The organism is Streptomyces sp. GbtcB7 (assembly GCF_019091445.1).
In the GTDB taxonomy this organism is placed as follows: domain Bacteria; phylum Actinomycetota; class Actinomycetes; order Streptomycetales; family Streptomycetaceae; genus Streptomyces; species Streptomyces mirabilis.
Genome location: NZ_JAGXJM010000007.1, coordinates 295,645 through 317,408, shown reverse-complemented (window position 1 = coordinate 317,408; position 21,764 = coordinate 295,645). Strand labels below are relative to the sequence as shown.

General features: G+C 71.0%; 20 protein-coding genes. 10 read left to right on the top strand and 10 right to left on the bottom strand.

Annotated elements, in window-relative coordinates; all coding sequences use genetic code 11:
* The first annotated feature begins 179 nt into the window (after positions 1-179).
* A complete protein-coding gene (gene gcvP, locus KVT44_RS14900) occupies positions 180-3,065 on the top strand; it encodes an aminomethyl-transferring glycine dehydrogenase (protein WP_217567393.1) in 2,886 nt (961 codons plus the stop codon).
* Positions 3,066-3,164: 99 nt separating this feature from the next.
* Here the strand turns inward: gcvP and KVT44_RS14895 are convergent, their stop codons facing one another.
* On the bottom strand, positions 3,165-3,371 hold the full coding sequence (locus tag KVT44_RS14895; protein ID WP_054229126.1) for a DUF5999 family protein: 207 nt from the start codon (positions 3,369-3,371) through the stop codon (positions 3,165-3,167).
* 391 nt (positions 3,372-3,762) lie between these two features.
* Positions 3,763-4,347 carry a hypothetical protein gene (locus KVT44_RS14890; protein WP_095855895.1) on the bottom strand — a complete coding sequence of 195 codons (585 nt, stop codon included), beginning with the start codon at positions 4,345-4,347 and terminating at the stop codon, positions 3,763-3,765.
* Between the two features lie 537 nt (positions 4,348-4,884).
* Here KVT44_RS14890 and KVT44_RS14885 point away from each other — a divergent pair.
* Positions 4,885-6,405: a glutamate-cysteine ligase family protein gene (locus KVT44_RS14885; RefSeq protein WP_190169069.1), complete on the top strand. Its 1,521-nt coding sequence runs from the start codon at positions 4,885-4,887 to the stop codon at positions 6,403-6,405.
* A 348-nt stretch (positions 6,406-6,753) separates the two neighbouring features.
* Here KVT44_RS14885 and KVT44_RS14880 read toward each other — a convergent pair whose 3' ends face one another.
* Complete coding sequence (locus KVT44_RS14880; protein WP_217567392.1) at positions 6,754-8,523, bottom strand: substrate-binding and VWA domain-containing protein; 1,770 nt, start codon at positions 8,521-8,523, stop codon at positions 6,754-6,756.
* Between the two features lie 199 nt (positions 8,524-8,722).
* Here KVT44_RS14880 and KVT44_RS14875 point away from each other — a divergent pair, with 199 nt between their 5' ends.
* The gene (locus tag KVT44_RS14875) at positions 8,723-9,523 is read left to right on the top strand and encodes a CPBP family intramembrane glutamic endopeptidase (RefSeq protein WP_075033608.1); all 801 of its coding nucleotides are present in this window, start codon (positions 8,723-8,725) and stop codon (positions 9,521-9,523) included.
* A gap of 78 nt (positions 9,524-9,601) precedes the next feature.
* Here KVT44_RS14875 and KVT44_RS14870 read toward each other — a convergent pair whose 3' ends face one another.
* Together KVT44_RS14870 and KVT44_RS14865 are read right to left on the bottom strand one after the other, a co-directional pair.
* Positions 9,602-10,417 carry a PhzF family phenazine biosynthesis protein gene (locus tag KVT44_RS14870; protein WP_217567391.1) on the bottom strand — a complete coding sequence of 272 codons (816 nt, stop codon included), beginning with the start codon at positions 10,415-10,417 and terminating at the stop codon, positions 9,602-9,604.
* Between the two features lie 193 nt (positions 10,418-10,610).
* Positions 10,611-11,024: a hypothetical protein gene (locus tag KVT44_RS14865; protein ID WP_229888838.1), complete on the bottom strand. Its 414-nt coding sequence runs from the start codon at positions 11,022-11,024 to the stop codon at positions 10,611-10,613.
* Positions 11,025-11,235: 211 nt separating this feature from the next.
* Between KVT44_RS14865 and KVT44_RS14860 the strand changes: the two genes are divergently transcribed.
* Positions 11,236-11,889 (top strand): PadR family transcriptional regulator, encoded by a 654-nt coding sequence (locus KVT44_RS14860; protein WP_190169073.1) that lies wholly within the window; start codon positions 11,236-11,238, stop codon positions 11,887-11,889.
* Positions 11,890-11,990: 101 nt separating this feature from the next.
* On the opposite strand, the gene KVT44_RS14855 is transcribed toward KVT44_RS14860, so the two are convergent.
* Positions 11,991-12,419, bottom strand: a complete 429-nt coding sequence (locus KVT44_RS14855; protein ID WP_054229119.1) for an SRPBCC family protein — start codon at positions 12,417-12,419, stop codon at positions 11,991-11,993.
* 305 nt (positions 12,420-12,724) lie between these two features.
* On the opposite strand from KVT44_RS14855, the gene KVT44_RS14850 reads away from it, so the two are divergent.
* The 3 genes from KVT44_RS14850 (at position 12,725) to KVT44_RS14840 (ending at position 15,621) form a co-directional block, all read left to right on the top strand.
* The gene (locus tag KVT44_RS14850) at positions 12,725-13,354 is read left to right on the top strand and encodes a Clp protease N-terminal domain-containing protein (protein WP_229888839.1); all 630 of its coding nucleotides are present in this window, start codon (positions 12,725-12,727) and stop codon (positions 13,352-13,354) included.
* Between the two features lie 46 nt (positions 13,355-13,400).
* Positions 13,401-14,411 carry a DMT family transporter gene (locus KVT44_RS14845; RefSeq protein WP_099923875.1) on the top strand — a complete coding sequence of 337 codons (1,011 nt, stop codon included), beginning with the start codon at positions 13,401-13,403 and terminating at the stop codon, positions 14,409-14,411.
* Between the two features lie 229 nt (positions 14,412-14,640).
* Complete coding sequence (locus KVT44_RS14840) at positions 14,641-15,621, top strand: DMT family transporter (protein WP_217567390.1); 981 nt, start codon at positions 14,641-14,643, stop codon at positions 15,619-15,621.
* Between the two features lie 75 nt (positions 15,622-15,696).
* On the opposite strand, the gene KVT44_RS14835 is transcribed toward KVT44_RS14840, so the two are convergent.
* A complete protein-coding gene (locus tag KVT44_RS14835) occupies positions 15,697-16,386 on the bottom strand; it encodes a pyridoxamine 5'-phosphate oxidase family protein (RefSeq protein ID WP_225900241.1) in 690 nt (229 codons plus the stop codon).
* Positions 16,387-16,421: 35 nt separating this feature from the next.
* On the opposite strand from KVT44_RS14835, the gene KVT44_RS14830 reads away from it, so the two are divergent.
* Complete coding sequence (locus KVT44_RS14830; protein WP_217567389.1) at positions 16,422-17,753, top strand: aminotransferase class I/II-fold pyridoxal phosphate-dependent enzyme; 1,332 nt, start codon at positions 16,422-16,424, stop codon at positions 17,751-17,753.
* A gap of 63 nt (positions 17,754-17,816) precedes the next feature.
* Here KVT44_RS14830 and KVT44_RS14825 read toward each other — a convergent pair whose 3' ends face one another.
* Positions 17,817-18,752: a DMT family transporter gene (locus KVT44_RS14825; protein WP_217567388.1), complete on the bottom strand. Its 936-nt coding sequence runs from the start codon at positions 18,750-18,752 to the stop codon at positions 17,817-17,819.
* Between the two features lie 74 nt (positions 18,753-18,826).
* On the opposite strand from KVT44_RS14825, the gene KVT44_RS14820 reads away from it, so the two are divergent.
* Positions 18,827-19,729 (top strand): LysR family transcriptional regulator, encoded by a 903-nt coding sequence (locus tag KVT44_RS14820; protein ID WP_099923879.1) that lies wholly within the window; start codon positions 18,827-18,829, stop codon positions 19,727-19,729.
* A gap of 219 nt (positions 19,730-19,948) precedes the next feature.
* On the opposite strand, the gene KVT44_RS14815 is transcribed toward KVT44_RS14820, so the two are convergent.
* Positions 19,949-20,416 carry a pyridoxamine 5'-phosphate oxidase family protein gene (locus KVT44_RS14815; protein ID WP_099923880.1) on the bottom strand — a complete coding sequence of 156 codons (468 nt, stop codon included), beginning with the start codon at positions 20,414-20,416 and terminating at the stop codon, positions 19,949-19,951.
* 153 nt (positions 20,417-20,569) lie between these two features.
* On the opposite strand from KVT44_RS14815, the gene KVT44_RS14810 reads away from it, so the two are divergent.
* A complete protein-coding gene (locus KVT44_RS14810; RefSeq protein ID WP_190169079.1) occupies positions 20,570-21,208 on the top strand; it encodes a cysteine hydrolase in 639 nt (212 codons plus the stop codon).
* 18 nt (positions 21,209-21,226) lie between these two features.
* On the opposite strand, the gene KVT44_RS14805 is transcribed toward KVT44_RS14810, so the two are convergent.
* Positions 21,227-21,724, bottom strand: coding sequence for a Rieske (2Fe-2S) protein (locus KVT44_RS14805; protein ID WP_099923882.1), 498 nt, complete (start codon positions 21,722-21,724; stop codon positions 21,227-21,229).
* Positions 21,725-21,764 lie beyond the last annotated feature (40 nt).

Here is a 21,764-nt window from a genome sequence, read left to right as displayed (position 1 = left end):
TCACTCTGGAAAGCAGGGCGGGTGTCGAAGGCCTCCGCCCTCACCGACGGTGAAAGCCGGGTCGCAGTGAGCGGGCGGGCCGGTGAAGCTCTCAGGTTGAGATGACAGAGGGGGAGGCCGTCGGGGTACCCGCGCCGTGGTGCCCCTCGAAGGTCGTGTCAGACCAGGAGGCCTCCGCAATGACCGCCCATCGCATTCCGCTCTCCGAGCTCGAACAGGGAATCCCCTTCGAGCAGCGCCACATCGGGCCCGACTCCGAGGCGCGGGCCAAGATGCTCGCGCAGGTCGGGTACGGCTCGCTCGACGAGCTGACGGCCGCCGCGGTGCCGGACGTCATCAAGAACGCCGAGGCGCTGAAGCTGCCGGGCGCGCGCACCGAGGCCGAGGTACTGGCCGAGCTGCGCTCCCTCGCGGACCGCAACCAGGTGCTCGACTCGATGATCGGCCTCGGCTACTACGGCACGTTCACGCCGCCGGTGATCCTGCGCAACGTCATGGAGAACCCGGCCTGGTACACCGCGTACACGCCGTACCAGCCGGAGATCTCCCAGGGGCGGCTCGAAGCGCTGCTGAACTTCCAGACCGTCGTCGCCGAGCTGACCGGGCTGCCCACCTCCGGCGCCTCGCTGCTCGACGAGGGCACCGCCGCCGCCGAGGCGATGGCGCTGTCCCGGCGCATGGGCAAGAACAAGAAGGGCCTCTTCCTGGTCGACGCGGACACCCTGCCGCAGACCGTCGCCGTCATCGAGACCCGCGCGGAGCCGACCGGCGTCGAGGTCGTCGTCGCCGACCTGGGCGAGGGCATCCCGGCCGAGATCGCCGGGCGTGAGATCAACGGCGTACTGATCCAGTACCCGGGCGCCTCCGGTGCCGTACGCGACCTGAAGCCCGTCATCGAGCAGGCGCACGAGCTCGGCGCGGTCGTCACGGTCGCCGCGGACCTGCTCGCCCTCACGCTGCTCGCCTCGCCCGGTGAGCTCGGCGCCGACATCGCGATCGGTACGACCCAGCGCTTCGGCGTGCCGATGGGCTTCGGCGGTCCGCACGCCGGATACATGGCGGTGCGTGAGAAGTTCGCGCGCAGCCTGCCCGGCCGACTGGTGGGCGTCTCCGTGGACGCCGACGGACACAAGGCGTATCGGCTCGCCCTGCAGACGCGGGAGCAGCACATCCGCCGTGAGAAGGCGACCAGCAACATCTGCACGGCGCAGGTGCTGCTCGCGGTGATGGCCGGCATGTACGCCGTCTACCACGGTCCCGAGGGCCTGCGGACCATCGCGCGGCGTACGCACCGGTACGCCACGATCCTCGCCGCGGGCCTGACGGCCGGCGGGGTCGAGGTCGTGCACGGCGCCTACTTCGACACGCTGACCGCGCGGGTGCCGGGCCGGGCCGCCGAGGTCGTGGCGGGCGCGCGCGACGGAGGCGTCAACCTCCACCTCGTCGACGCCGACCACGTGTCGATCGCCTGCGACGAGACCACCGCCCGCAAGCAGGTGGGCGCCGTCTGGACCGCGTTCGGAGTCGACGGTGACATCGAGGCCCTGGACGCCGTCGCCGAGGACACGCTGCCCGCGGCACTGCTGCGCACCGACGACTACCTCACGCACCCGGTCTTCCACCAGTACCGCTCCGAGACCGCGATGCTGCGCTATCTGCGCAAGCTGTCCGACCGCGACTACGCGCTCGACCGCGGCATGATCCCGCTGGGCTCCTGCACGATGAAGCTCAACGCGACCACCGAGATGGAGCCGGTCACCTGGCCCGAGTTCGGCCAGCTGCACCCCTTCGTCCCCGCCGAGCAGGCGCAGGGCTATCTCACCCTCATCCAGGAGCTGGAGGAGCGGCTCGCCGAGGTCACCGGGTACGACAAGGTGTCGCTCCAGCCGAACGCGGGCTCCCAGGGCGAGCTGGCCGGGCTGCTTGCCGTCCGCGGCTACCACCGGGCCAACGGCGATGACCAGCGCACGGTCTGCCTGATCCCGTCCTCCGCGCACGGCACGAACGCCGCGAGTGCCGTGATGGCCGGCATGAAGGTCGTCGTCGTGAAGACCGCCGAGGACGGCGAGATCGACGTCGAGGACCTGCGCGCGAAGATCGAGCAGCACCGCGACGAGCTCTCGGTGCTGATGATCACGTACCCCTCGACGCACGGTGTGTTCGAGGAGCACGTCGCCGACATCTGCGCGCAGGTGCACGAGGCGGGCGGGCAGGTGTACGTCGACGGCGCCAACCTCAACGCGCTGGTGGGCCTCGCCAAGCCGGGCCACTTCGGCGGTGACGTCTCCCACCTGAACCTGCACAAGACGTTCTGCATCCCGCACGGCGGCGGCGGTCCGGGCGTGGGCCCGGTCGGCGTACGCGCGCACCTGGCGCCGTACCTGCCGAACCACCCGCTGCAGCCCGCGGCCGGCCCCGAGACCGGCGTGGGGCCGATCTCCGCCGCTCCCTGGGGCTCGGCGGGCATTCTGCCCATCTCCTGGGCGTACGTCCGTCTCATGGGCGGCGAGGGCCTCAAGCGGGCCACGCAGGTGGCGGTGCTGTCCGCGAACTACATCGCCAAGCGCCTGGAGCCGCACTTCCCGGTGCTCTACACCGGTCCCGGCGGGCTCGTCGCGCACGAGTGCATCATCGATCTGCGTCCGCTGACCAAGGCGACCGGCGTCAGCGTCGACGACATCGCCAAGCGGCTCATCGACTACGGCTTCCACGCGCCGACGATGTCCTTCCCGGTGGCCGGCACGCTGATGATCGAGCCCACCGAGTCCGAGGACCTGATCGAGCTCGACCGGTTCTGCGACGCGATGATCGCCATTCGCGCGGAGATCGACAAGGTCGGCTCGGGCGTCTGGGCGGCCGAGGACAACCCGCTGCGGAACGCGCCGCACACCGCCGCCGCGCTCGGCGGCGAGTGGGAGCACGCGTACACCCGCGAGGAGGCCGTCTTCCCGGCCGGTGTCTCGGCCGCGGACAAGTACTGGCCGCCGGTGCGCCGCATCGACCAGGCGTACGGCGACCGGAACCTGGTCTGTTCCTGCCCGCCGCTGGACGCTTACGAAGAGTAGTCACCCTCGGACACGCGTCGGGGCCGGTTCGGAGATCACGTCTCCGGGCCGGCCCCTCTCCATGTCCGGGCGGCGGTCACCGCCAGCCGGTTGTGCGGCTCAGGCGGCCGTCATCACGTGCTCGCTGCCCTGGGGGCGGTGCGGGGCGATGATCTGGCCGTCGGGCAGGAGCTCACCGGTGTCCTCGAAGAGCAGAACGCCGTTGCACAGCAGGCTCCATCCCTGCTCCGGGTGGTGCGCCACGAGGCGGGCGGACTCCCGGTCGGCTGATTCGGCTGTCGGACACGGTGGCTGGTGCTGGCACATGGATGGGATCTTTCGCTGGGATGAGAGATGAGTGGTGGCTGTGGTGTCTTTCCCGCGGCTTGAAGTGCTCATGGCCGCCCCCCGGTGGCGTGTGTGTGGAACCCAGTGTTGCCCTACGGGCGTCAATCCGCAGGGATTTCGCAGCAGCGCTCCTCACAGGTTGGAGACGCGTCACCCGTGCGGACGGTTCAGTCCAACTCCACGGTCCCTTCGGGGGGTTCGTGGTGGCCGGATGGGGCTAGTCCGGTCGGGGTGGAGGGGGCGTTCTCCCTCGTACGAGCACTGTGGGGCCCGAACGAGCGGACGCGTTCGGGCGGCAACGTGCCCCGCGACCGGGACAACGGTAGCGGGGCACGGGGCGAGCGCTTGGTGTGCTTCTCCGGGTGCGTGATTACGCGGGCGAGCTGAGCAGCGGGGCGGGAGTGAGCCGGTGCGTGAGGACCGGGAGGAGTTCGGCGACGCGGTGCGGGCGATGCGCGGCGATACCGGGCGGCGCGGGCGCCAGCGGCACCAGGAGATCGGTGGCGGCCGGGTGACCGGTGGCGCCGTCCGCGGCGCAGTCGCCGTGCAGCCAGAGGGTGAGCATGTAGAGCTCGGGAACGGACAACAGTCGCGGCTGGTACGGCTGGCTCATGTTCTCGGCGTGACGCAGGGCGCGCTCGGTGGAGGCGATGTAGGGGCCTTCGAAGAAGTGCGAGAAGGCCCAGCCGTCGGGAGTGAGCATGGTGTCGGCCGCGGCCACCGACCGCTCGCCGCAGCGGATCAGGAAGCGCCATCCGGCGAGCCGGGTGGTGGAGGCGCCGGCCGGTGTGATGCGGTCCAGAACGTGTACGGGCAACGGGAGTTCGGGGGTGACGGGTCCCTGGGCCATGCGTAGGGACGGGGTGCGGGCCTCGCGGACTGCGGTGGGGGAACCGAGTGCCGTGAGGACGGTGCGCAGGGCGGGCGAGGGAGCCGGGGGGACATGCAGCGGCATGGTGGGTCGCCTCTCATTCGACAGGCACAGTGGCGCGAGGGCGGGGGCGGACGGCGCTGTCAGCTCTCGGGGTCGGAGGGGCGAGGGGTCTGGATCTGCCGACAGGATGTCGCCTGCCGCACGTCACCTCGACGACAGGACCTAGGACCGCGAGCGCCAACTCTCCGCCTCGTTTGCGGAGTTTATACGACACGTGTTCACACGGTGTTTCGTCTAGCCGTCCTGAATATGAAGAGCAAGGCGATATTCGGTCGACGAAACGAGACGTTCATCCCGATTCTGTGTCGGGGTTCGTCGGTGACCTCGGATTGCTTTGTCGGAGCGGTCGGCCGATTCTCGTCGGCGTTTTTCACGAGATCGTGTCAGGCTGAAACCGTGCTCTGGTTCATGCCCCGTGAATGTGCCTCCGGACAACGGGTACCAGGGTAGCGGTCGACGAGGCTGTACAGGGCGTTATCGATCGTGTTGCCTGGGCATCATCCTCCGGGACGGCAGGGGCCGGAGGATCGGCCTGCCCATTCGAGGAGGGACGCTTCGATGGGAGAGAAGGTCGTGGCAGGGTCGTACGACCTGTCCGATCGTCAGCACTACCGAGGCAAGCTCCGGCAGTGTCTGACGGGGCTGGCGCGGCTGCTGGAGGAGAAGCGGTTCGATCGCCCGAAGAATCTCATGGGCCTGGAGATCGAGCTGAATCTCGCCGGACCCGACGGCATGCCCAGGATGATGAATGCGCAAGTACTCGAAAGGATTGCGAGCCGAGACTTTCAAACAGAACTTGCCATGTTCAACCTGGAAGTCAACATAGCCCCACATCGATTGGACGGACGGGTATTCGATCGGCTCGCCGAGGAGCTGCACACCTCGCTCGCATATGCCCATCGAAAGGCCGGCGAACTCGACGCGGGAATCATGATGATCGGGATTCTGCCGACGCTCGACCGTGACGACCTGGTCTCCTCGAACCTGTCGGACGTCGATCGCTACACCCTGCTCAACGATCAGATCGTGGCCGCCCGTGGCGAGGACTTCGTGCTCGACATCGACGGGGTGGAGCGCCTCGTCTGTACGTCGAAGTCCATCGCGCCCGAGGCCGCCTGCACCTCCGTGCAGTTGCACCTCCAGGTCACCCCGGCGCGCTTCGCGGACGTGTGGAACGCGGCGCAGGCCGTTGCCGCCGTGCAGGTCGCGATCGGTGCCAACTCGCCCTTCCTGTTCGGCCGTGAGCTGTGGCGCGAGTCGCGGCCGCCGCTGTTCCAGCAGTCCACCGACACCCGGCCGCCCGAGCTCCAGGCGCAGGGGGTGCGTCCGCGCACCTGGTTCGGCGAGCGGTGGATCTCCTCGGCGTACGACCTCTTCGAGGAGAACCTGCGCTTCTTCCCGCCTCTGCTGCCCATCAGCGACGACGAGGACCCGCTCGCGGTCCTCGACGCCGGAGGCATTCCCAGGCTCGCCGAACTCGTGCTGCACAACGGCACGGTCTACCGCTGGAACCGGCCCGTGTACGACGTCGCCGACGGGGTCCCGCACCTGCGCGTCGAGAACCGGGTGCTGCCCGCCGGTCCCACCGTCACCGATGTCGTCGCCAACGCGGCGTTCTACTACGGGGTCGTGCGTGCGCTCGCCGAGGAGGCGCGGCCCGTGTGGACACGGCTGTCGTTCGAGTCCGCGGCGGCCAACTTCGACGCGGCCTGCCGCCATGGCATCGACGCGCGGCTGGAGTGGCCGCGGCGGGGACGGTACGGGGGTACCACCGCGCAGGTCGAGGCCGTGCACCTGGTCCGTGACGAACTGCTGCCGCTCGCCGCGGCGGGGCTGGACGCGTGGGGCGTCGAGCCGGCCGACCGGGACTACTACCTGGGGGTGATCGAGGACCGGTGCCGGCTGCGTGCCAACGGGGCGACCTGGCAGGCGGCCACCTTCCACCAGGCGCTGGAGAAGGGCCTCGCGAGGGATGCGGCGCTGGCCGCGACCACCCGGCGCTACGGCGAGCTGATGCACCTCGGTGAGCCCGTGCACACCTGGCCGGTGGGACTGCCGGAGCCGGTACCGCTGGGCTGATCGGGGCGGTCTGCCTGCGGCGGTGTCTCTGGGGCGGGCCGCTCGTCGTGGCTGTTCAGGGGGCGGAGTTTGCCCCGAGTGGTTGTCCCTGGCCAGGCCGTTGGTGACATGGTCGCCGGGCCGGGTGGCCTGCGTGGGTGTGGTTGGGGCGGATGGCCAGTGGGGGTTCCTGGACCGGGTTGGTCCGCGGGCGTGTCCCTGGGCCGGGTGGGCTGTGGTGGTGGCCCGGGTGGGGCCGCCCGCGCCGGTGCGCCCGGTCCGGCGGGGTGTGGCGCCGCGCCCAGGGCCGGGTGGCCTGTTTCGCCGCCCCGGGGCGGGCGGTGGTGGTGGTTGTTGGGGGGTCCGGTGTCAGCCTTGGCTCTGGCTGCCCGCCGCCACGATCGCCCTGAGGATCACCGAGTGGATCTGCGTGGGGTCGTTGACCTGCTGGCCGGAGCCGCCGGTCGCCTTGGCGATCTCCTGGACCTCCGCCTTGTCGGCGTCCGGGCCCACGGCGATGGCGATGAGCGGCACCGGGCGCTGTGGGTCGGTGAGCTTCTGCAGTTGGGTGACGAGGGCGGAGCGCGAGATGCTTCCCGGGTCCTGGTTGACGCCGTCGGTCAGCAGCACCAGCGCGTTGAACTTCCCCTTGACGTAGGAGGAGGTGGCCGCCTTGTACGCGGCGAGCGTGGTGTCGTACAGGCCCGTCGCGCCGTTCGGGACGGGAGACAGGGAGCTGAACGCCGCCGACAGCCTGTCCCGCTGGGTGCCGTTGCCCTTGCGGTCGCCCAGGCGTTCCGTGGGCACGAGCACCCGGTAGTCGCGGTCGCCGTCCAGGCGGGTGGAGAACTTCCACAGCCCGATCTCGTCCTCCGAGGTGAAGGTCGCGAGGGCCTGCAGCAGGGACGCCCTGGTGACGTCCATACGGGACTGGCCGGTGCCCGGCACCGGCTGCGCCATGGACGCGGAGGCGTCGACGACCGTGGTGATCCGGGCGCTCTGCACCGTGATCGTCCACGTGCCGAGTGCCTCGTCGACCGCCTTCGCCGGGGTGGGTTCGAGCGCGGCGCGAGCGAACGGCTGCGGGGCTCGACCCCCGGCCTTGGCGACCAGCGCGGGCGAGACCTTCTCGTCGTCCGTGCGGAACCCGTACCGCTCCAGGATCCGCTGCCCGTCCGACTCGCCGAGCAGTGTCATGAACCGAAGGGCGGCACGGCTCGTGTCGGTGTTCAGCCGTGACTCGTCGACCAGGGTGAACGGGTAGTCGAGCCGCGGTGACCCGTCCTTGGGATAGAAGAGGTCGAGTCCGGCGCCGCCGCCGGCCGAGGAGTTGTACGCGAACGCCGACTGCTCGGAGAGGATCAGCGCCTGGTTGCGTTGCGGATTGCCCTGCTCGGTGCCGGAGGAGTCGCGCGGGAGGGTGTCCAGGACCTGGCTGTCGCTGTCGGACGTGCGCTGGGAGAGCGTCTTCGCCATGGCCGCCGCCTGGGTGTCACCTCCCTTGATGGTGGCCGCGGCGGTATCGAGCTGGGTCAGCGCGAGCAGGCCGGCCGCGCTGCGCACCGGGTCGGCCGCACCGAGCCTCAGCCGGTCGTCCCGCAGCGCGGCGCCCGCCAACTCGGTCCAGGTGTACGTCTTCTCGGGCCACCCCAGCGACTTCGCGGCCGACGGGACCATCGCGACGCCGACCGGCGAGGAGGCGACACTGCCCGCCGCGGTCACCCGGGTCGCGTTGCTCTCACCGCTGACCCGGTTCACCCACAGGGCGGAGTCCGGCACCCACGCCTGGACGTCGGACTTGTTGCCCGACCTCAGTGCGTCGGCGACCTTGTACGACTCGCGCGCCGTCACGGTCACGGCGATGCAGTGACCGTCGGAGGTGATGTTGTGGTCGCGGGCGTGTTCGGCGACGGCCCTGAGGGCGGGCGCCATGTCCGGGGACGCGGCGATCTTGAGGGGTACGGCGTTGTCCCGGCAGGACGAGCCGAAGGAGAGCAGACCACCGCGGACCGCGACCGCCGTGCCCGCGGCGACCGTGAGCACCAACACCGTCGCGATGGCCACCGTACGGCGGCGTGCGCGTGGACGGGGGTCGGCCGCGCCCGCCCCGTACGCATCGGGCAAGCTGTGACGTCCCATGACGGTGGTGCCCTCCCTGAATGAGCCGGAGTCGCGAGAAAGCCGTAGAAACGGCCGTGAGGCAGAAGGCGAGGGGGAGGTACGCCCGTACGGCGTCCGTCCACCCGACGGCCTGTCGCGCACGATCTTCGCAACTTCTTTCGAGACCCTAGCGGGGCGAAGATGGGGATGAGGCGGGATTACTCAACTGGAGGCGGGAGTGCAGGTGGAGGCGGGGTCGGTGGCCGATTCTTTTCCCGAGGAGCGGCTGACGCGACGGATTTTCCGGGACGAAACACTGCTGGTCCTGGGCCTGTCGCTCGGGGCGAGCGGAGTGTCCGCGCTGATCAGCTTTGTCGGGTCGGTCACCAAACCGGGGGGTCTCAAGGACCAGGCGGCCACCCTCAACGCCTCGGCCGCGCCGGGTCGCCCCTGGCTTGATCTGGCCTGGCAGTTGTTCGGCATCGCGTCGGCCCTGGTCCCGGTCGCACTGGTCGCGCACTTCCTGATGAGGGAGGGCACGGGACTGCGTGTGATCGGGTTCGACCGTACGCGCCCCTGGCCCGACCTCGGGCGGGGGGCCGCGATCGCGGCGGTGATCGGTAGCACGGGCATCGCCTTCTACCTGGCGGCCCGGGGGTTCGGCGCCAACCTGACCGTGGTGCCGGAAGCGCTGCCCGACGTGTGGTGGAAGTACCCGGTCCTGATCCTGTCGGCCGTGCAGAACGCCGTACTGGAGGAGGTCATCGTCGTCGGGTACCTGCTGCGCCGGCTCGGGCAGCTGGGCTGGACGCCGGGGACCGCGCTGGTGGCGAGCGCGGTGCTGCGCGGCTCGTACCACCTCTATCAGGGCATCGGCGGCTTCATCGGGAACATGGCGATGGGCGTGGTCTTCGTCTACCTGTACCGGCGGTGGGGCCGGGTCGGACCGCTCGTGGTGGCGCACTCGCTGCTCGACATCGGGGCGTTCGTGGGATACGCGCTGCTGGCGGGGAAGGTGGGCTGGCTGCCGACCGCCTGAGCGGCGGTGTGAGCGGGTCCGAAAGGGGCGTACGACAGTGTCGTACGCCCCTTTTTTGTACGGCTTTTTCGTGCGTCGCTACGCGAGGAGCTCGCCCTCGATCACCGTGACCGCGTGGCCGGTGAGCAGCGTGCGGTCGCCGCGCAGCTCGGTGCGGACGAGGCCGGAGCGGGGGGAGGCCTGCAGGCCGGTGAGGCCGGGACGGCCGAGGCGCTCGGACCAGTAGGGCGCGAGGGCGGTGTGGGCGCTGCCGGTGACCGGGTCCTCGTCGATGCCGATGTTCGGGAAGAAGCAGCGCGAGACGAAGTCGTAGCCCCGGGCGGGGTCTTCGGCGCGGGCGGTCGCGATGATGCCGCGCTCCGAGTACCGGGCGAGGGCCTTGTGATCGGGGGTGAGTCCCCGGACCGTCTTCTCGTCGGCGACCTCGATCAGCAGGTCGCCGGTGTTCGGGCCGGTGTCCAAGGTCGTGAGCGGCTCGGCGCCCAGGGCCTCGGCGACGCCGTCCGGGACCTCGACCGGGGTGAGCGGAGCGGTGGGGAAGTCCAGCGTCAGGGAACCGTCCTCGTGGGGCGTGGCGATGAGTACGCCGCTGAGCGTGGCGAACCGCACCGGTCCCGTGTGGGCGCCCGTGGTGCGCAGGACGTGTGCGGTGGCGAGGGTCGCGTGCCCGCACATCGCGACCTCGGCGGCGGGCGTGAACCAGCGCAGCGCCCAGTCGGCGTCGCCGCCGTCGGGGAGGCGGTGCGCGAAGGCCGTCTCCGCGTGGTTGACCTCCAGGGCGACGCTCTGGAGCCGGCTGTCCTCGGGGAAGGTGTCGTGGTCGAGGAGGAGGACCCCGGCCGGGTTGCCCGTGAAGGGACGGTCGGTGAAGGCGTCGACGATTCGAATCCGCATGCCCCGACGCTAGCGGCCCGCGTGGGCCGCGGGACAAGGCCAATTCCGGGGATCTGGACCGGTTGTGGCCGTCCGGCCCCCTGACCTGCTGTCGCGTCTCAACGGAGTTTGACCAGTCTCACCGAAGTTTGATCGCCGCGCGGTGGTGGGCTCGTCTCAGGAACAATGAAGTCAGGCGAAGAGGAGCCACCCCCTACGGGCCCTCGGGGCTGGTGTCCTCGGCTCGCGCGGCGGCCGCCGGCTCCAGTAGGAACCAGCCGTCAACCTGCACCGCCCGCCGCTCCCCTGGCTGCCACCCACCGGCCAACGCCACGTCGAGCAAAGCCCGGACGGCGCCCGGCTCGTGCAGGTTCAGGTCTGCACCCCCGATGAAGCCCACGTCCCCGGAGCCGAAGGGGGCGCCGCCTGGGACGTATCGGCCGGGACCGGCGGCAAAGACAATGCGCAGAGGGCCGCCGGTGCCAACCGGTTGCGGGGACAGGGTCAGGGTGTGGCGGCAGTCCACGGACCGGCCGTCGGCGTCCCTTCGGTGGCTGTGGCGCATCGTCCACATGTACACGCGCCCGTTGGCGACCAGCCGGCGGGGCTTCTTCGAATGGCGAGGCACGCAGCCGAGGGTACGCGGCCGGATCTACGAGACGCCCCTAGCAGTGATCAAGCTTCGATGAGACGAACAGGATGGTCGTCAAACTTCGGTGAGACCGATCAAAGTCCGATGAGACAGGACACCTGCCCAGACCTCGAGGGTTGTCAGGCGAGCTATTCCGATATATCGTTGACGCATCGCGACCGATCAACGAACGAATGGAGTGATGGCGATGCGTCCCCAAGGACAGGAATTTGGATTCGAACGTGGACATGGACGACACGGTGGGCCCGGTCCGCGTGACCGGGGCCGCTTCGAAGGGCGGCGCGGGGCTTTCGGGCCCTTCGGGCCGGGTGGTCCGGGCGGCGGCCCCGGCGGCCCCGGGTTCGGCTTCGGGCCGGGCCCCTGGGGTGGCCGGCGCGGCGGCCGGGGCGGTCCGGGCGGCAGGGCGCGGCGCGGTGACGTACGCGCGTCGATCCTGGCCCTTCTCAAGGACCGGCCCATGCACGGCTACGAGATGATCCAGGAGATCGCCGAGCGCAGCGGCGGGGCATGGAAGCCCAGCCCGGGTTCGGTCTACCCGACCCTCCAGTTGCTGGAGGACGAGGGCCTCATCGCCAGCGCGGCCGAGGGCGGCAAGAAGCTCTTCTCGCTCACCGACGAAGGCCGCGCAGCGGCCGAGGCGGGCCCCGAGGCGCCGTGGGAAGAGGCCGGGCGCGGGGTCGACTGGGAGACGCTGCACGAGATCCGGCAGGCCGGCTTCGGTCTCATGGAGGCCTTCGGCCAGGTCTGGAAGACCGGCAGCAAGGACCAGCGCGACAAGGCGCTGGCGGTCATCAACGAAGCCCGCAAGAAGCTGTACCTGATCCTCGCCGACGAGGACTGACGGGCATGCTGTGGTATCTGACGGCGCCCCGTGGAAGTGTTTCCGCGGGGCGCCTGTCCATGTACGGGGGCTGGGTGCGGGCCTCGGGTCAGGAGTGGGACTCAGGTCACCAGTCCGGCCAGCTTGCGCAGCGATTCGTTGAGGGCGGCCGTCGCCGAGTCCTTGAGCTTGCCCGCCATCAGCGAGACGGCCGCGCCGGTGAACTCCCCGTCGATCCGCACCGAGGTGGCGTCGCCGTCGGGGGTCAGGGTGTAGCGGGTGGCGACGGTCACCGCCATCGGACCCTTGCCGCGGATGGCCAGGGTGCGGGCCGGCTCCAGTTCCTCGATGGTCCACTCGACCTCGGCCGGGAACCCCATGAGCTTCATGTTCTCCTGGAAGGTGCCGCCGACCTCGAGTGAGGCGGGGCCGCCCTTGGGGAAGTTGGTGTGGGTCGAGTTCCACTCGCCGTACGAGGAGAAGTCCGTGAGCTGCGCCCAGACCTTCTCGGCAGGCGCCTCGATGCGTGCTTCCGCGCTGACTTCGGCCATGCGACCACCCCTTCGTGTCAGGCGCTGCGCCCGGCGCAGCTACGGTGTCGCGGAACGTAGCCGCAGCCCTCGGAACATTCAATACTGATGAACCGTCAGGAATTGTGAACTCAGCCCGAAACTGCGTGGTTGCGCACGGGGCGCGAAGCAAGGCGGCGCGCGCCCTGAGGGAGAACCTGAGGGAGAAACGGTGCGAAGTCATCCGTAAGGAGGAGAACGTGCTGCGGAAGCCCACCCTGTGTGGGACGTGAAGATGCTGCCCACCGAGGATGACCCGGGTCGCCGGGACTGATGGGGTAGGGGTTGTGCCACCGCGTATCCCCCAGCAGCCCGCCGCCGAGAGCGGCTCCCACCGCACGGAACTCGATGCCAGGCTCGGTGCCGAGCTGGCGTCGGTGGTCTCCGGCGCACGCAGGCGGGCGCTGCGGGACGGCGACCGGCAGATCGACACCGCCCATCTGCTGCACTCACTGCTGGAGGCCGACCCCCAGGTGCGCGCCGTCTTCGACGGCGCCCCGCAGGTCGCCCGGCTGCTCGGCTATCTCGTGCAGCGCAGCATCGGCTACGGACTGCGCTGGCAGAGCGGCGTCGAGGACTCGGGGGCGGTTCCGGTCGTCGCCGAGGCGGGCTGGTCGCGGGTCGTGGCCGAGGCGGGCTGGTCGCCGGTGGCGGCCGGAGCCATGGAGAGCGCGTGCGAGCGTGCCGAACGGCGGGGTGACGAACGGGCCCGCTGTCTCGATCTGCTCGCCTCGATCGTCACCGATCCGCAGTCGCGGGCCGTCGAGGTCCTGCGGAGGGCCGGCGTGGACGCCCAGACGCTGCTTCTGCGCATCGAGAACGCCTTCGGCGTCGAGGACGAGTTCGCGTGCGAGTTCCGCCTCGACTTCGAGACGTACGTCGGCGGTGGCGACCCGGGCTGCGAGTCCAATCGTTGAGACAGGTGTCATTGGGGGTGACGCTCATGTCGTCGCCTGTCATCATGTGCCGGTGCATACCTCTCAGGGCAGTCAGGACAACCGTGGGAAGGGCGTCGGGCTGGGCCTCGCGCTCGCGTCGGCGGTCGCCTTCGGCGGATCGGGTGTCGCGGCGAAGCCGCTGATCGAGGCGGGGCTCGACCCGCTCCACGTGGTGTGGCTGCGGGTCGCGGGCGCCGCCCTGGTGATGCTGCCGCTGGCCGTGCGCCATCGCGCTCTCGTACGGCGGCGCCCCGCCCTGCTCGTCGGGTTCGGACTGCTCGCCGTGGCGGGCGTCCAGGCCTGCTACTTCGCCGCGATCTCCCGTATCCCCGTCGGTGTCGCACTGCTCGTCGAGTACCTGGCGCCGGCGCTCGTGCTCGGCTGGGTGCGGTTCGTGCAGCGCCGACCCGTGACACGCGCCGCGGCGCTCGGGGTCGTCCTCGCGGTCGGCGGGCTCGCCTGTGTCGTCCAGGTGTGGTCAGGACTGAGCTTCGACGTCGTCGGGCTGCTGCTCGCGCTGGGCGCCGCCTGCTGCCAGGTCGGGTACTTCGTCCTCTCCGACCAGGGCAGCGACGCGGGCGAGGAGGCACCGGACCCCCTCGGCGTCATCGCGTACGGCCTGCTGGTCGGCACCCTCGTGCTGACGGTCGTCGCACGTCCCTGGACCATGGACTGGTCGCTGCTCGGGGGCAGCGCGGACATGAACGGCACCTCCGTCGCCGCCTCCCTGCTGCTCGGCTGGATCGTGCTGATCGCGACCGTCGTCGCCTACGTCACCGGAGTGCTCTCCGTGCGCAGGCTCTCCCCTCAGGTCGCGGGCGTCGTGGCCTGCCTGGAGGCGGTCATCGCGACCGTGCTCGCCTGGGTCCTGCTCGGCGAACATCTCTCGGCGCCGCAGATCGTCGGCGGTGCGGTGGTGCTGGTCGGCGCGTTCATCGCACAGTCGTCGGCGCCCTCGAAACCCTCGGACGGGCCGGTCGCGAGCGGCGGGAGCGGCGCCGAAAGGGAGTTGTCGGCCCACGGGACCGCCGTCTAAGGTGCTGATCATGCCTTCGACGCTCGTTCTGCCGCCTCCGGCCGCCTGAGGCGGGCCCTCCGGAGTTTTCACCCGGCGCGGTGCCGGGTGGCACGGCGCTGCCCGCAGAAGAAGTCCGAGGACCTTCCCGTACGCCCCTGCCCACTCGGCACGGGCTGCGACGTGGTCCTTCCCGAACTTCTGCGCGGCCGCCTCGTGCGCGGCCGCGCGTATCCGCGGAGAGAAACACGTGTCGCAAGCTGCTTCAGGCCTGCCCCTCGGGCGAGGCCTCCTCTATCTGATCGTCGCCGGTGCCGCCTGGGGCACCGCGGGCGCGGCCGCGTCACTGGTCTACCGGGCCAGTGACATGGGGCCGATCGCCCTCTCCTTCTGGCGCTGTGCGGGCGGACTCGTGCTGCTGCTCGCCGTGCGCCTGCCGCGGCACCGGCGGTGGCGCCGACGGGTCGTGCCGGCCGCCCGGGAGCCGCTCGGCCGCAAGGCCCTGCGCATCGGTGTCACGGGCCTTGGGCTGGCCGTCTTCCAGACCGCCTACTTCGCCGCGGTCGAGGCCACCGGACTCGCGGTGGCGACCGTCGTCACCCTCGGCGCCGGACCCGTGCTCATCGCCCTGGGCGCGCGACTGACCCTGGGGGAGCGGCTCGGGCGCGGCGGGAGCGCCGCCGTCGCCGGGGCGCTCGGCGGGCTCGGGGTGCTGGCGCTGGGCGGCGGGGGTGCCACGGTGCGGCCCTGGGGCGTCGTGCTCGCGGTCGTGTCCGCGGCCGGATACTCCACGATGACGCTGCTCACCCGGTGGTGGGGACGAGACGGCCGCGTCGACGGCTCCGGTACGACGGTGTGGACGTTCGCCGTCACCACCGTCTGCCTGCTGCCGCTCGGCCTGGCCGAGGGGCTGGTCCCGCACACCGCCCGACCGGCTCACGTGCTGGCCCTGCTGATCTACATCGCCGCCGTCCCCACGGCGCTGGCCTACGCCCTGTTCTTCGCGGGCGCCGCCGTGGTCCGGTCCGCGACCGTCTCCGTGATCATGCTCCTGGAGCCGGTGAGCGCGGCCGTGCTGGCCGTCGGTCTGCTCGGTGAACGACTGACCATGACGACGCTCGCGGGCACCCTGTTGATGCTGGGTTCGGTCGCGGGGCTCGCCGTGGCCGAGGCGCGGAGCATCCGGGGCGACACCCGAAGGGTGCCCGAGGAGGAACGGGCGCTCGTCTGAGGGATGCGGCAGGTATGAGGCATGAGGCCGAGGCGCCGGGGGGTGACCCCGCCCGGTGCCTCGGCCGCCTCGGCGTCACAGGGTCGCGAGGTAGTCGGGGAGCTCGATGCCGGGGGCCAGGTCGTCGGCGGGGATCGGGGTGCCGTGGCCCTTGGTGAGGGGGACGACCCCGGTCCAGTGGGGGAGGGCGAGGTCCTCCGCGTCGTCGTTCGGGCCGCCGGTGCGCAGCTTCGCGGAGACCTCGTTCAGGTCGAGGCGGATCACGGCGGTGGCGGCGAGCTCCTTGGCGTTGGCAGGGCGCGAGTCGTACGAACGACCCGGGACGACCTGGTCGACCAGCGCGTCCAGGGCCTCCCGCTTCTCGTCCGGGTCCGTCACCTGGTGGGCGATGCCGTGCACCACCACGGAGCGGTAGTTCATCGAGTGGTGGAAGGCGGAGCGGGCCAGGACCAGACCGTCGACATGGGTCACGGTCAGGCAGACGGGCAGTCCGGGGTCGGCCTGACCGGTCATCCGCAGTGGGCGCGAACCCGTCGAGCCGTGTACGTAGAGGCGCTCGCCGACCCGTCCGTAGAGGGTGGGGAGCACGACCGGGGCGCCGTCCCGGACGAAGCCGAGGTGGCAGACGTACCCCTCGTCGAGTATCGCGTGGACCAGCTCGTGGTCGTACGCGGCGCGCTCCTTGGAACGGGTGGGGACGGTGCGATCGGTCGGGGTGTAGGCGGCGGGCCGCGTCGTCCCGGGCTGAGTGCTCGTCTCCGACATTGCGCTCTCCATTGCACTAGTGCATAATCTTCTTTGTGCTAGAAGAGTATCGGATCGAAGGGCGTCGCGCAGCGGACATTTCTGCGAGCGTCGAGCGTGCGGTGGGCAGCGGGGACCTCGAACCGGGTCAACTGCTGCCACCGATGCGGGAGTTGGCGGAGCGGCTCGGGGTGAATCCCAACACCGTCGCCGCCGCCTATCGCACCCTGCGCGAACGCGGGGTGATCGAGACCGCGGGGCGGCGGGGCAGCCGGATCCGCTCGAAGCCCGCCACGACGGGACGCGACTACATCCGGGTCGAGGTGCCGGAGGGCGTGCGGAACGTGGCCGACGGCAACCCCGACCCGGCACTGCTGCCGACCCTCGCCGAGGCGTTCGCGGCGGCGGCGGGACGGTCGGACCGGGATCCCGTGATGTACGGGGAGGTCGCCGTCGAGGCGGAGCTGGAGCGGCTCGCGCGCGCCGACCTCGACGCGGACGGCGTGCCCGACGGACCCGTCGTCGTCACCTCCGGATCGCTCGACGCCATCGAGCGCGTGCTGGCGGCTCATCTCAAGCCCGGGGACGCCGTCGCCGTCGAGGATCCCGGCTGGGGCAGCGTGTTCGACCTCGCCCCGGCGCTCGGGCTGCGTACGGTCCCGGTGCGCGTCGACGACGAGGGCCCGGTCCCCGACGACGTACGCCATGCTCTGGAGTCCGGTGCCCGCGCGCTGATCGTCACGGACCGGGCGCAGAACCCGACCGGCGCCGCGGTGGGCGCCACACGCGCGCGTGCCCTGCGTTCCGTGCTGAAGGAGCACCCGGACGTCCTGCTCGTCGAGGACGACCACGGGCATCGGATCGTCGACCTGCCGCTGCACCCCCTGGCCGGGGTGACCCGCGACTGGGCCTTCGTACGCTCCGTCGCCAAGGCCTACGGCCCCGACCTGCGGCTCGCCGTCCTCACCGGGGACCCCGTCACCATGGATCGGGTGCACGGGCGGCAGCGGCTGGGGCCCGGCTGGGTGAGCCATCTGCTGCAACGGGCGGTCGTGCACCTGTGGGCGAACGGCGCGGTGGACGTCACGGCCGTGGCGGCGGCGTACGGGCGGCGCCGGGACGCGCTGATCGACGCCTTGAAACAGCGCGGCATCGAGGCGTACGGGCGCAGCGGGATGAACGTGTGGATCCCCGTCCCGGACGAGACGGGAGCGGTCGCGCGGTTGCTGCACGCCGGTTGGGCCGTCGCGCCCGGGGCGCGTTTCCGGATGAGCGCGCCGCCCGGGATACGGATCACCGTCTCGACTCTGACGCCGGACGACATCGAGCCGCTGGCGGACGCCGTCGCCTCCGCCGTCGGACCGGCTCCCGTACGCGGTTACGTGTGAGTCGGACCGTGCGCGATTACGTGCGGTTACGTGTGAGTCGGTCCGTACGCTCCGAGGGCGCGGTCAGTGGCGCGGCCCGGCCTGGGTGAGCGCGGCGCCGGCGAGGACGATCACCGCGCCGACCGGCGTGGACCAGCTCAGCGACTCGCCGAGGATCGCGACGCCCGCGGCGGTGGCGATCACCGGGATGAAGTACGTGACCATCTGGGCCGTCGTCGGGCCGACCTCGGCGACGATGCCGTACTGGACGAGCATGGCCAGGCCCGTGCCGAGGGCTCCCAGGGCGGCGATCGCGAGCAGCGGGACGACCGGGAAGCGGCTCGGCAGCGCGGTGAACAGCGGGGTGACGAGGGCCAGTTGGGCCGTGGCGAGCAGCAGTTGGGCGCCGGTCATCGACAGATGCGAGTTGCCGGTGCCGGCCAGGGTGCGGCGGACGTAGATCCAGCCGATCGGGTAGCTCAGCGAGGCCAGCAGGGCCATCAGTGTGCCCGTGGCGTCCAGGCCGTGGAAGCCCTGCCAGACGCCGAGGACCGTCAGGACGCCGAGAAAGCCGATGCCGAGACCGGCGACCCTGCGCCGGGTCGGACGGTCCTCGGAGAGGGCGACCAGGGACAGGGCCATGCCCCACAGGGGTGAGGTCGCGTTGCAGATGCCCGCGAGCGTGGACGGGATCGTCAGCTCGGAGTAGGCGAAGAGCGAGAACGGCAGTGCGTTGAGCAGGAAGGCCGCGACCGTGAGATGACCCCAGGTGCGGGCCCCGCGCGGCAGCCGCTCCCGCTTCACCGCCATCGCCGCCGCGAGCACCGCCGTCCCGAACAGCAGCCGTCCGAAGGTGACTTGGAACGGCGCGTAGCCCTCCGTGCCGACCTTGATGAGCAGGAAGCTGAAACCCCAGATCAGCGAGAGGGCGACGAAGCGGATCCGCCAGTCGAGGGCGGTGCGACGGCGGGCGGTCGTGGCGGTGGGGGTGTCGGTTCGGGGAGTGGTCACGGCGCTCATGGACGTAACGATGAAGCAGACGATCTCGTAGCACAAGCGAGATTTTTCGAGCGGTATCTCGTAGCATTGCTTATATGTTGAATCTGGAGCGTCTGCGCACCCTCGACGCCCTCGCCCGGCACGGCTCGGTGAGCGGTGCGGCCGAGGGACTGCATGTCACGACGTCGGCCGTCTCCCAGCAGATGTCCAAGCTGGAGCGCGAGGTGGGGCAGCAGCTGCTCGCCAAGAACGGGCGCGGGGTGCGTCTCACGGATGCCGGGCGGCTGCTCGCCGAGCATGCCGCGCGCATCCTGTCGCAGGTCGAGCTCGCCCAGTCCGACCTGGAGGCCCAGCGCGGTCAGGTCGTCGGTGAGCTGCGGCTCTCCGCCTTTCCGACCGCCGCGCGCGGGCTGTTCCCCACCGCGCTCGCCGCGCTGCGCGCCGATCACCCCGGGCTGCGGGTGCGCTCCAGCGAACTGGAGCCCGAGGCCGGGGTCGCCGGAGTGATCCGGGGCGACCTCGATCTGGCGGTGGTGCTCGACTGGTACAACAAGCCGATGCCGCTGCCCGACGGCCTGGTCAAGGCCCCGATCCTCGACGACCCGGCCGACGTGGCGATGCCGGTCGGCCACCGGCTCGCGGACCGCGCGGAGGTCGACCTCGGCGACTTCGCCGACGACGAGTGGATCACCTGGGCCGAGGGCGAGTTCTGCCACGAGTGGCTGATGTTCACGTTGCGCTCCCGGGGCGTCGAGCCGCACATCGGCCATCGCGCCGCCGAGACGCACACCCAGCTCGGCCTGGTCGCCGCGGGGCTCGGTGTCTGCATCGCGCCGCTGCTCGGGCGCCATCCGATGCCGGACGGAGTCGTCACGGTGCCGTTGCGGCAGGCCGTCCGGCGGCATGTCTACGTGATCTGGCGCGCGGACGCCGACCGCCGCCCGTCGATCAGAGCGGCGGTCGCGGCGCTGCGGGCGGCGGGGGAGAGCATCGGCTGAGCGGTGACCTGGGCTGCGGCGGGCCGACGGCTGCGCGGCCGGTTGCCGTGGTGGCTCGCGGACGTCTCGCGGTGGGGAGAGCTCGCGGACGTCTCGCGGTGGGGACGTCGTGCGGTCGGGACAGCGTGCGGACGTCGTGCGGTCGGGAGGGCTCGCGGAAGTCCCACGCCGCCGCCTCACCTCACGGGAGGTTCGCAATATTGCCGGCTCACCTCCGGCCTAGAGCGGCGGCAGCTTGCGGAAGTCCCAGGAGGCTATGGCTGTCGGCGTCAGCCGGGCCCACGCGTGGCGGCCGTCGTGCGGCATTTCCTCCAGGCCGAAGTTCTTGCGGGCGAACAAGGTCTCGGGGACGTCGAGTTCGGCGCACAGCTCCCCGGTGCGGGGGACCTCGCCCACGAACTCCACCGCGCCGGACAGCTCGACGCCGCGCAGCTCCCCGTACTCCTCGCCGGTGTCGATCACCACCGCGACCCGTGGGTCGCGGCTCAGCTCCGTCCAGCGCTTGCTGCGTACCACGGAGTACAGCCACAACGAGGTGCCGTCCCAGACGAACCAGAGCGCGCTCACGTGCGGGGCGCCGTCCCTCGACACCGTGGCGACGCGGCAGGTGCGCTGGGTGGTGAGGAACTCGTCCAGCTCGCCCGGGGTCATCATGATCTTCCGACCCCTGCGCTGAGTGACGGTCATGCGGTCACCTCTTCTTTCATGTCGACCTGATGCGTCGATCTTCTGTGTCGACAGAGATCCTCTGACAGTGCGTCAGAAAAGCATGGGCCGTCTTCCGTCCTTGCGCAATGCTCGTTACGCTCGCCCGCCCGACCCTCGACGACAAGGGGAGTCATGCCGTCGCGTGAACAGCTCAGCACACTCCTCGACCCGGACGGGACCGTTCTGCTCACCGTGGAATGCCAGCAGGGTGTCGTCGGCCCGGACAGCGCACTGCCCGAACTCGCCAAGGAGGCCCGGTCGTCGGGGGCACTCGCGAACATCGCCCGGCTGGTGGCCGGTGCCCACCGCGGCGGCGTCCAGGTGATCCACGCGATCGCCGAGCGACGGCCCGACGGGCGGGGCGCCAACCACAACGCCCGCCTGTTCCGCGCGGCCGAACGGCTGCCCGTGCAACAGCTGTCGGGCACCACCGCGGTCCGCGTCGCGCCGCCGATCGAGGTCGCCGAGGAGGACTTCGTCGTACGTCGCCTGCACGGCCTGTCCCCGCTCGCGGGCACCGACGTCGACGCGCTGCTGCGCAACCTGGGCTGCCGCACCCTCGTCGTGACCGGAGTCTCCGCCAACGTGGCCGTCCCCAACACCGTGTTCGACGCCGTGAACCGCGGCTACAACGCCGTGGTGCCCGCGGACGCGATCGCGGGGGTGCCCTCCGACTACACCCCCGCGATGATCCGCAACACGCTCGCCCTGGTCGCCACGATCACGGCGACCGACGACGTGCTGGCCTGCTTCGAGAGGCCGCGCCGCTGAGGCGCGGCCCCGGCCGCGTCACGCGAGCTTGATCGAGTCCCCGTCCACGGTGATGTTGGCGGCGGCCAGCGGCTGCGTCGCGGGCCCCTTCTTCACGCTGCCGTCGGTCGCTGAGAACTGGCTGTTGTGGCACGGGCAGGTGATCACGTTGTTGGCGATGCCCTTCACCGCACAGCCCTGGTGGGTGCACTTGGAGGAGAAGGCCTTGTAGGTGCCCGCGGTCGGCTGGGTGACGACGACGCCCTGGGACTCGAAGACCTTGCCGCCGCCCTCCGGGATGTCGGTGGTCTTGGCGAGGACCGTGCCGCCCGCGTTGCCCGCCGCGGCGTTGTCGCCCCCGCCCGTACCCCCGCTGCTCGCGCTCGCGCCGGAGCCGGAGTTGGAGCTGGTCGAGTCGGAGGACTTGTTGTCCGACCCGCACGCGGTCAGCGCGACGGCGAGTCCCGCCGTACCGACCGCCGCCACGACGGTGCGGCGGGCCGGGGCCGGAACGGGGTGAAGCGATTCGCTGGTCATGCTGACATTCCCTTCAACGGACGTGATGGTGATCCGTACA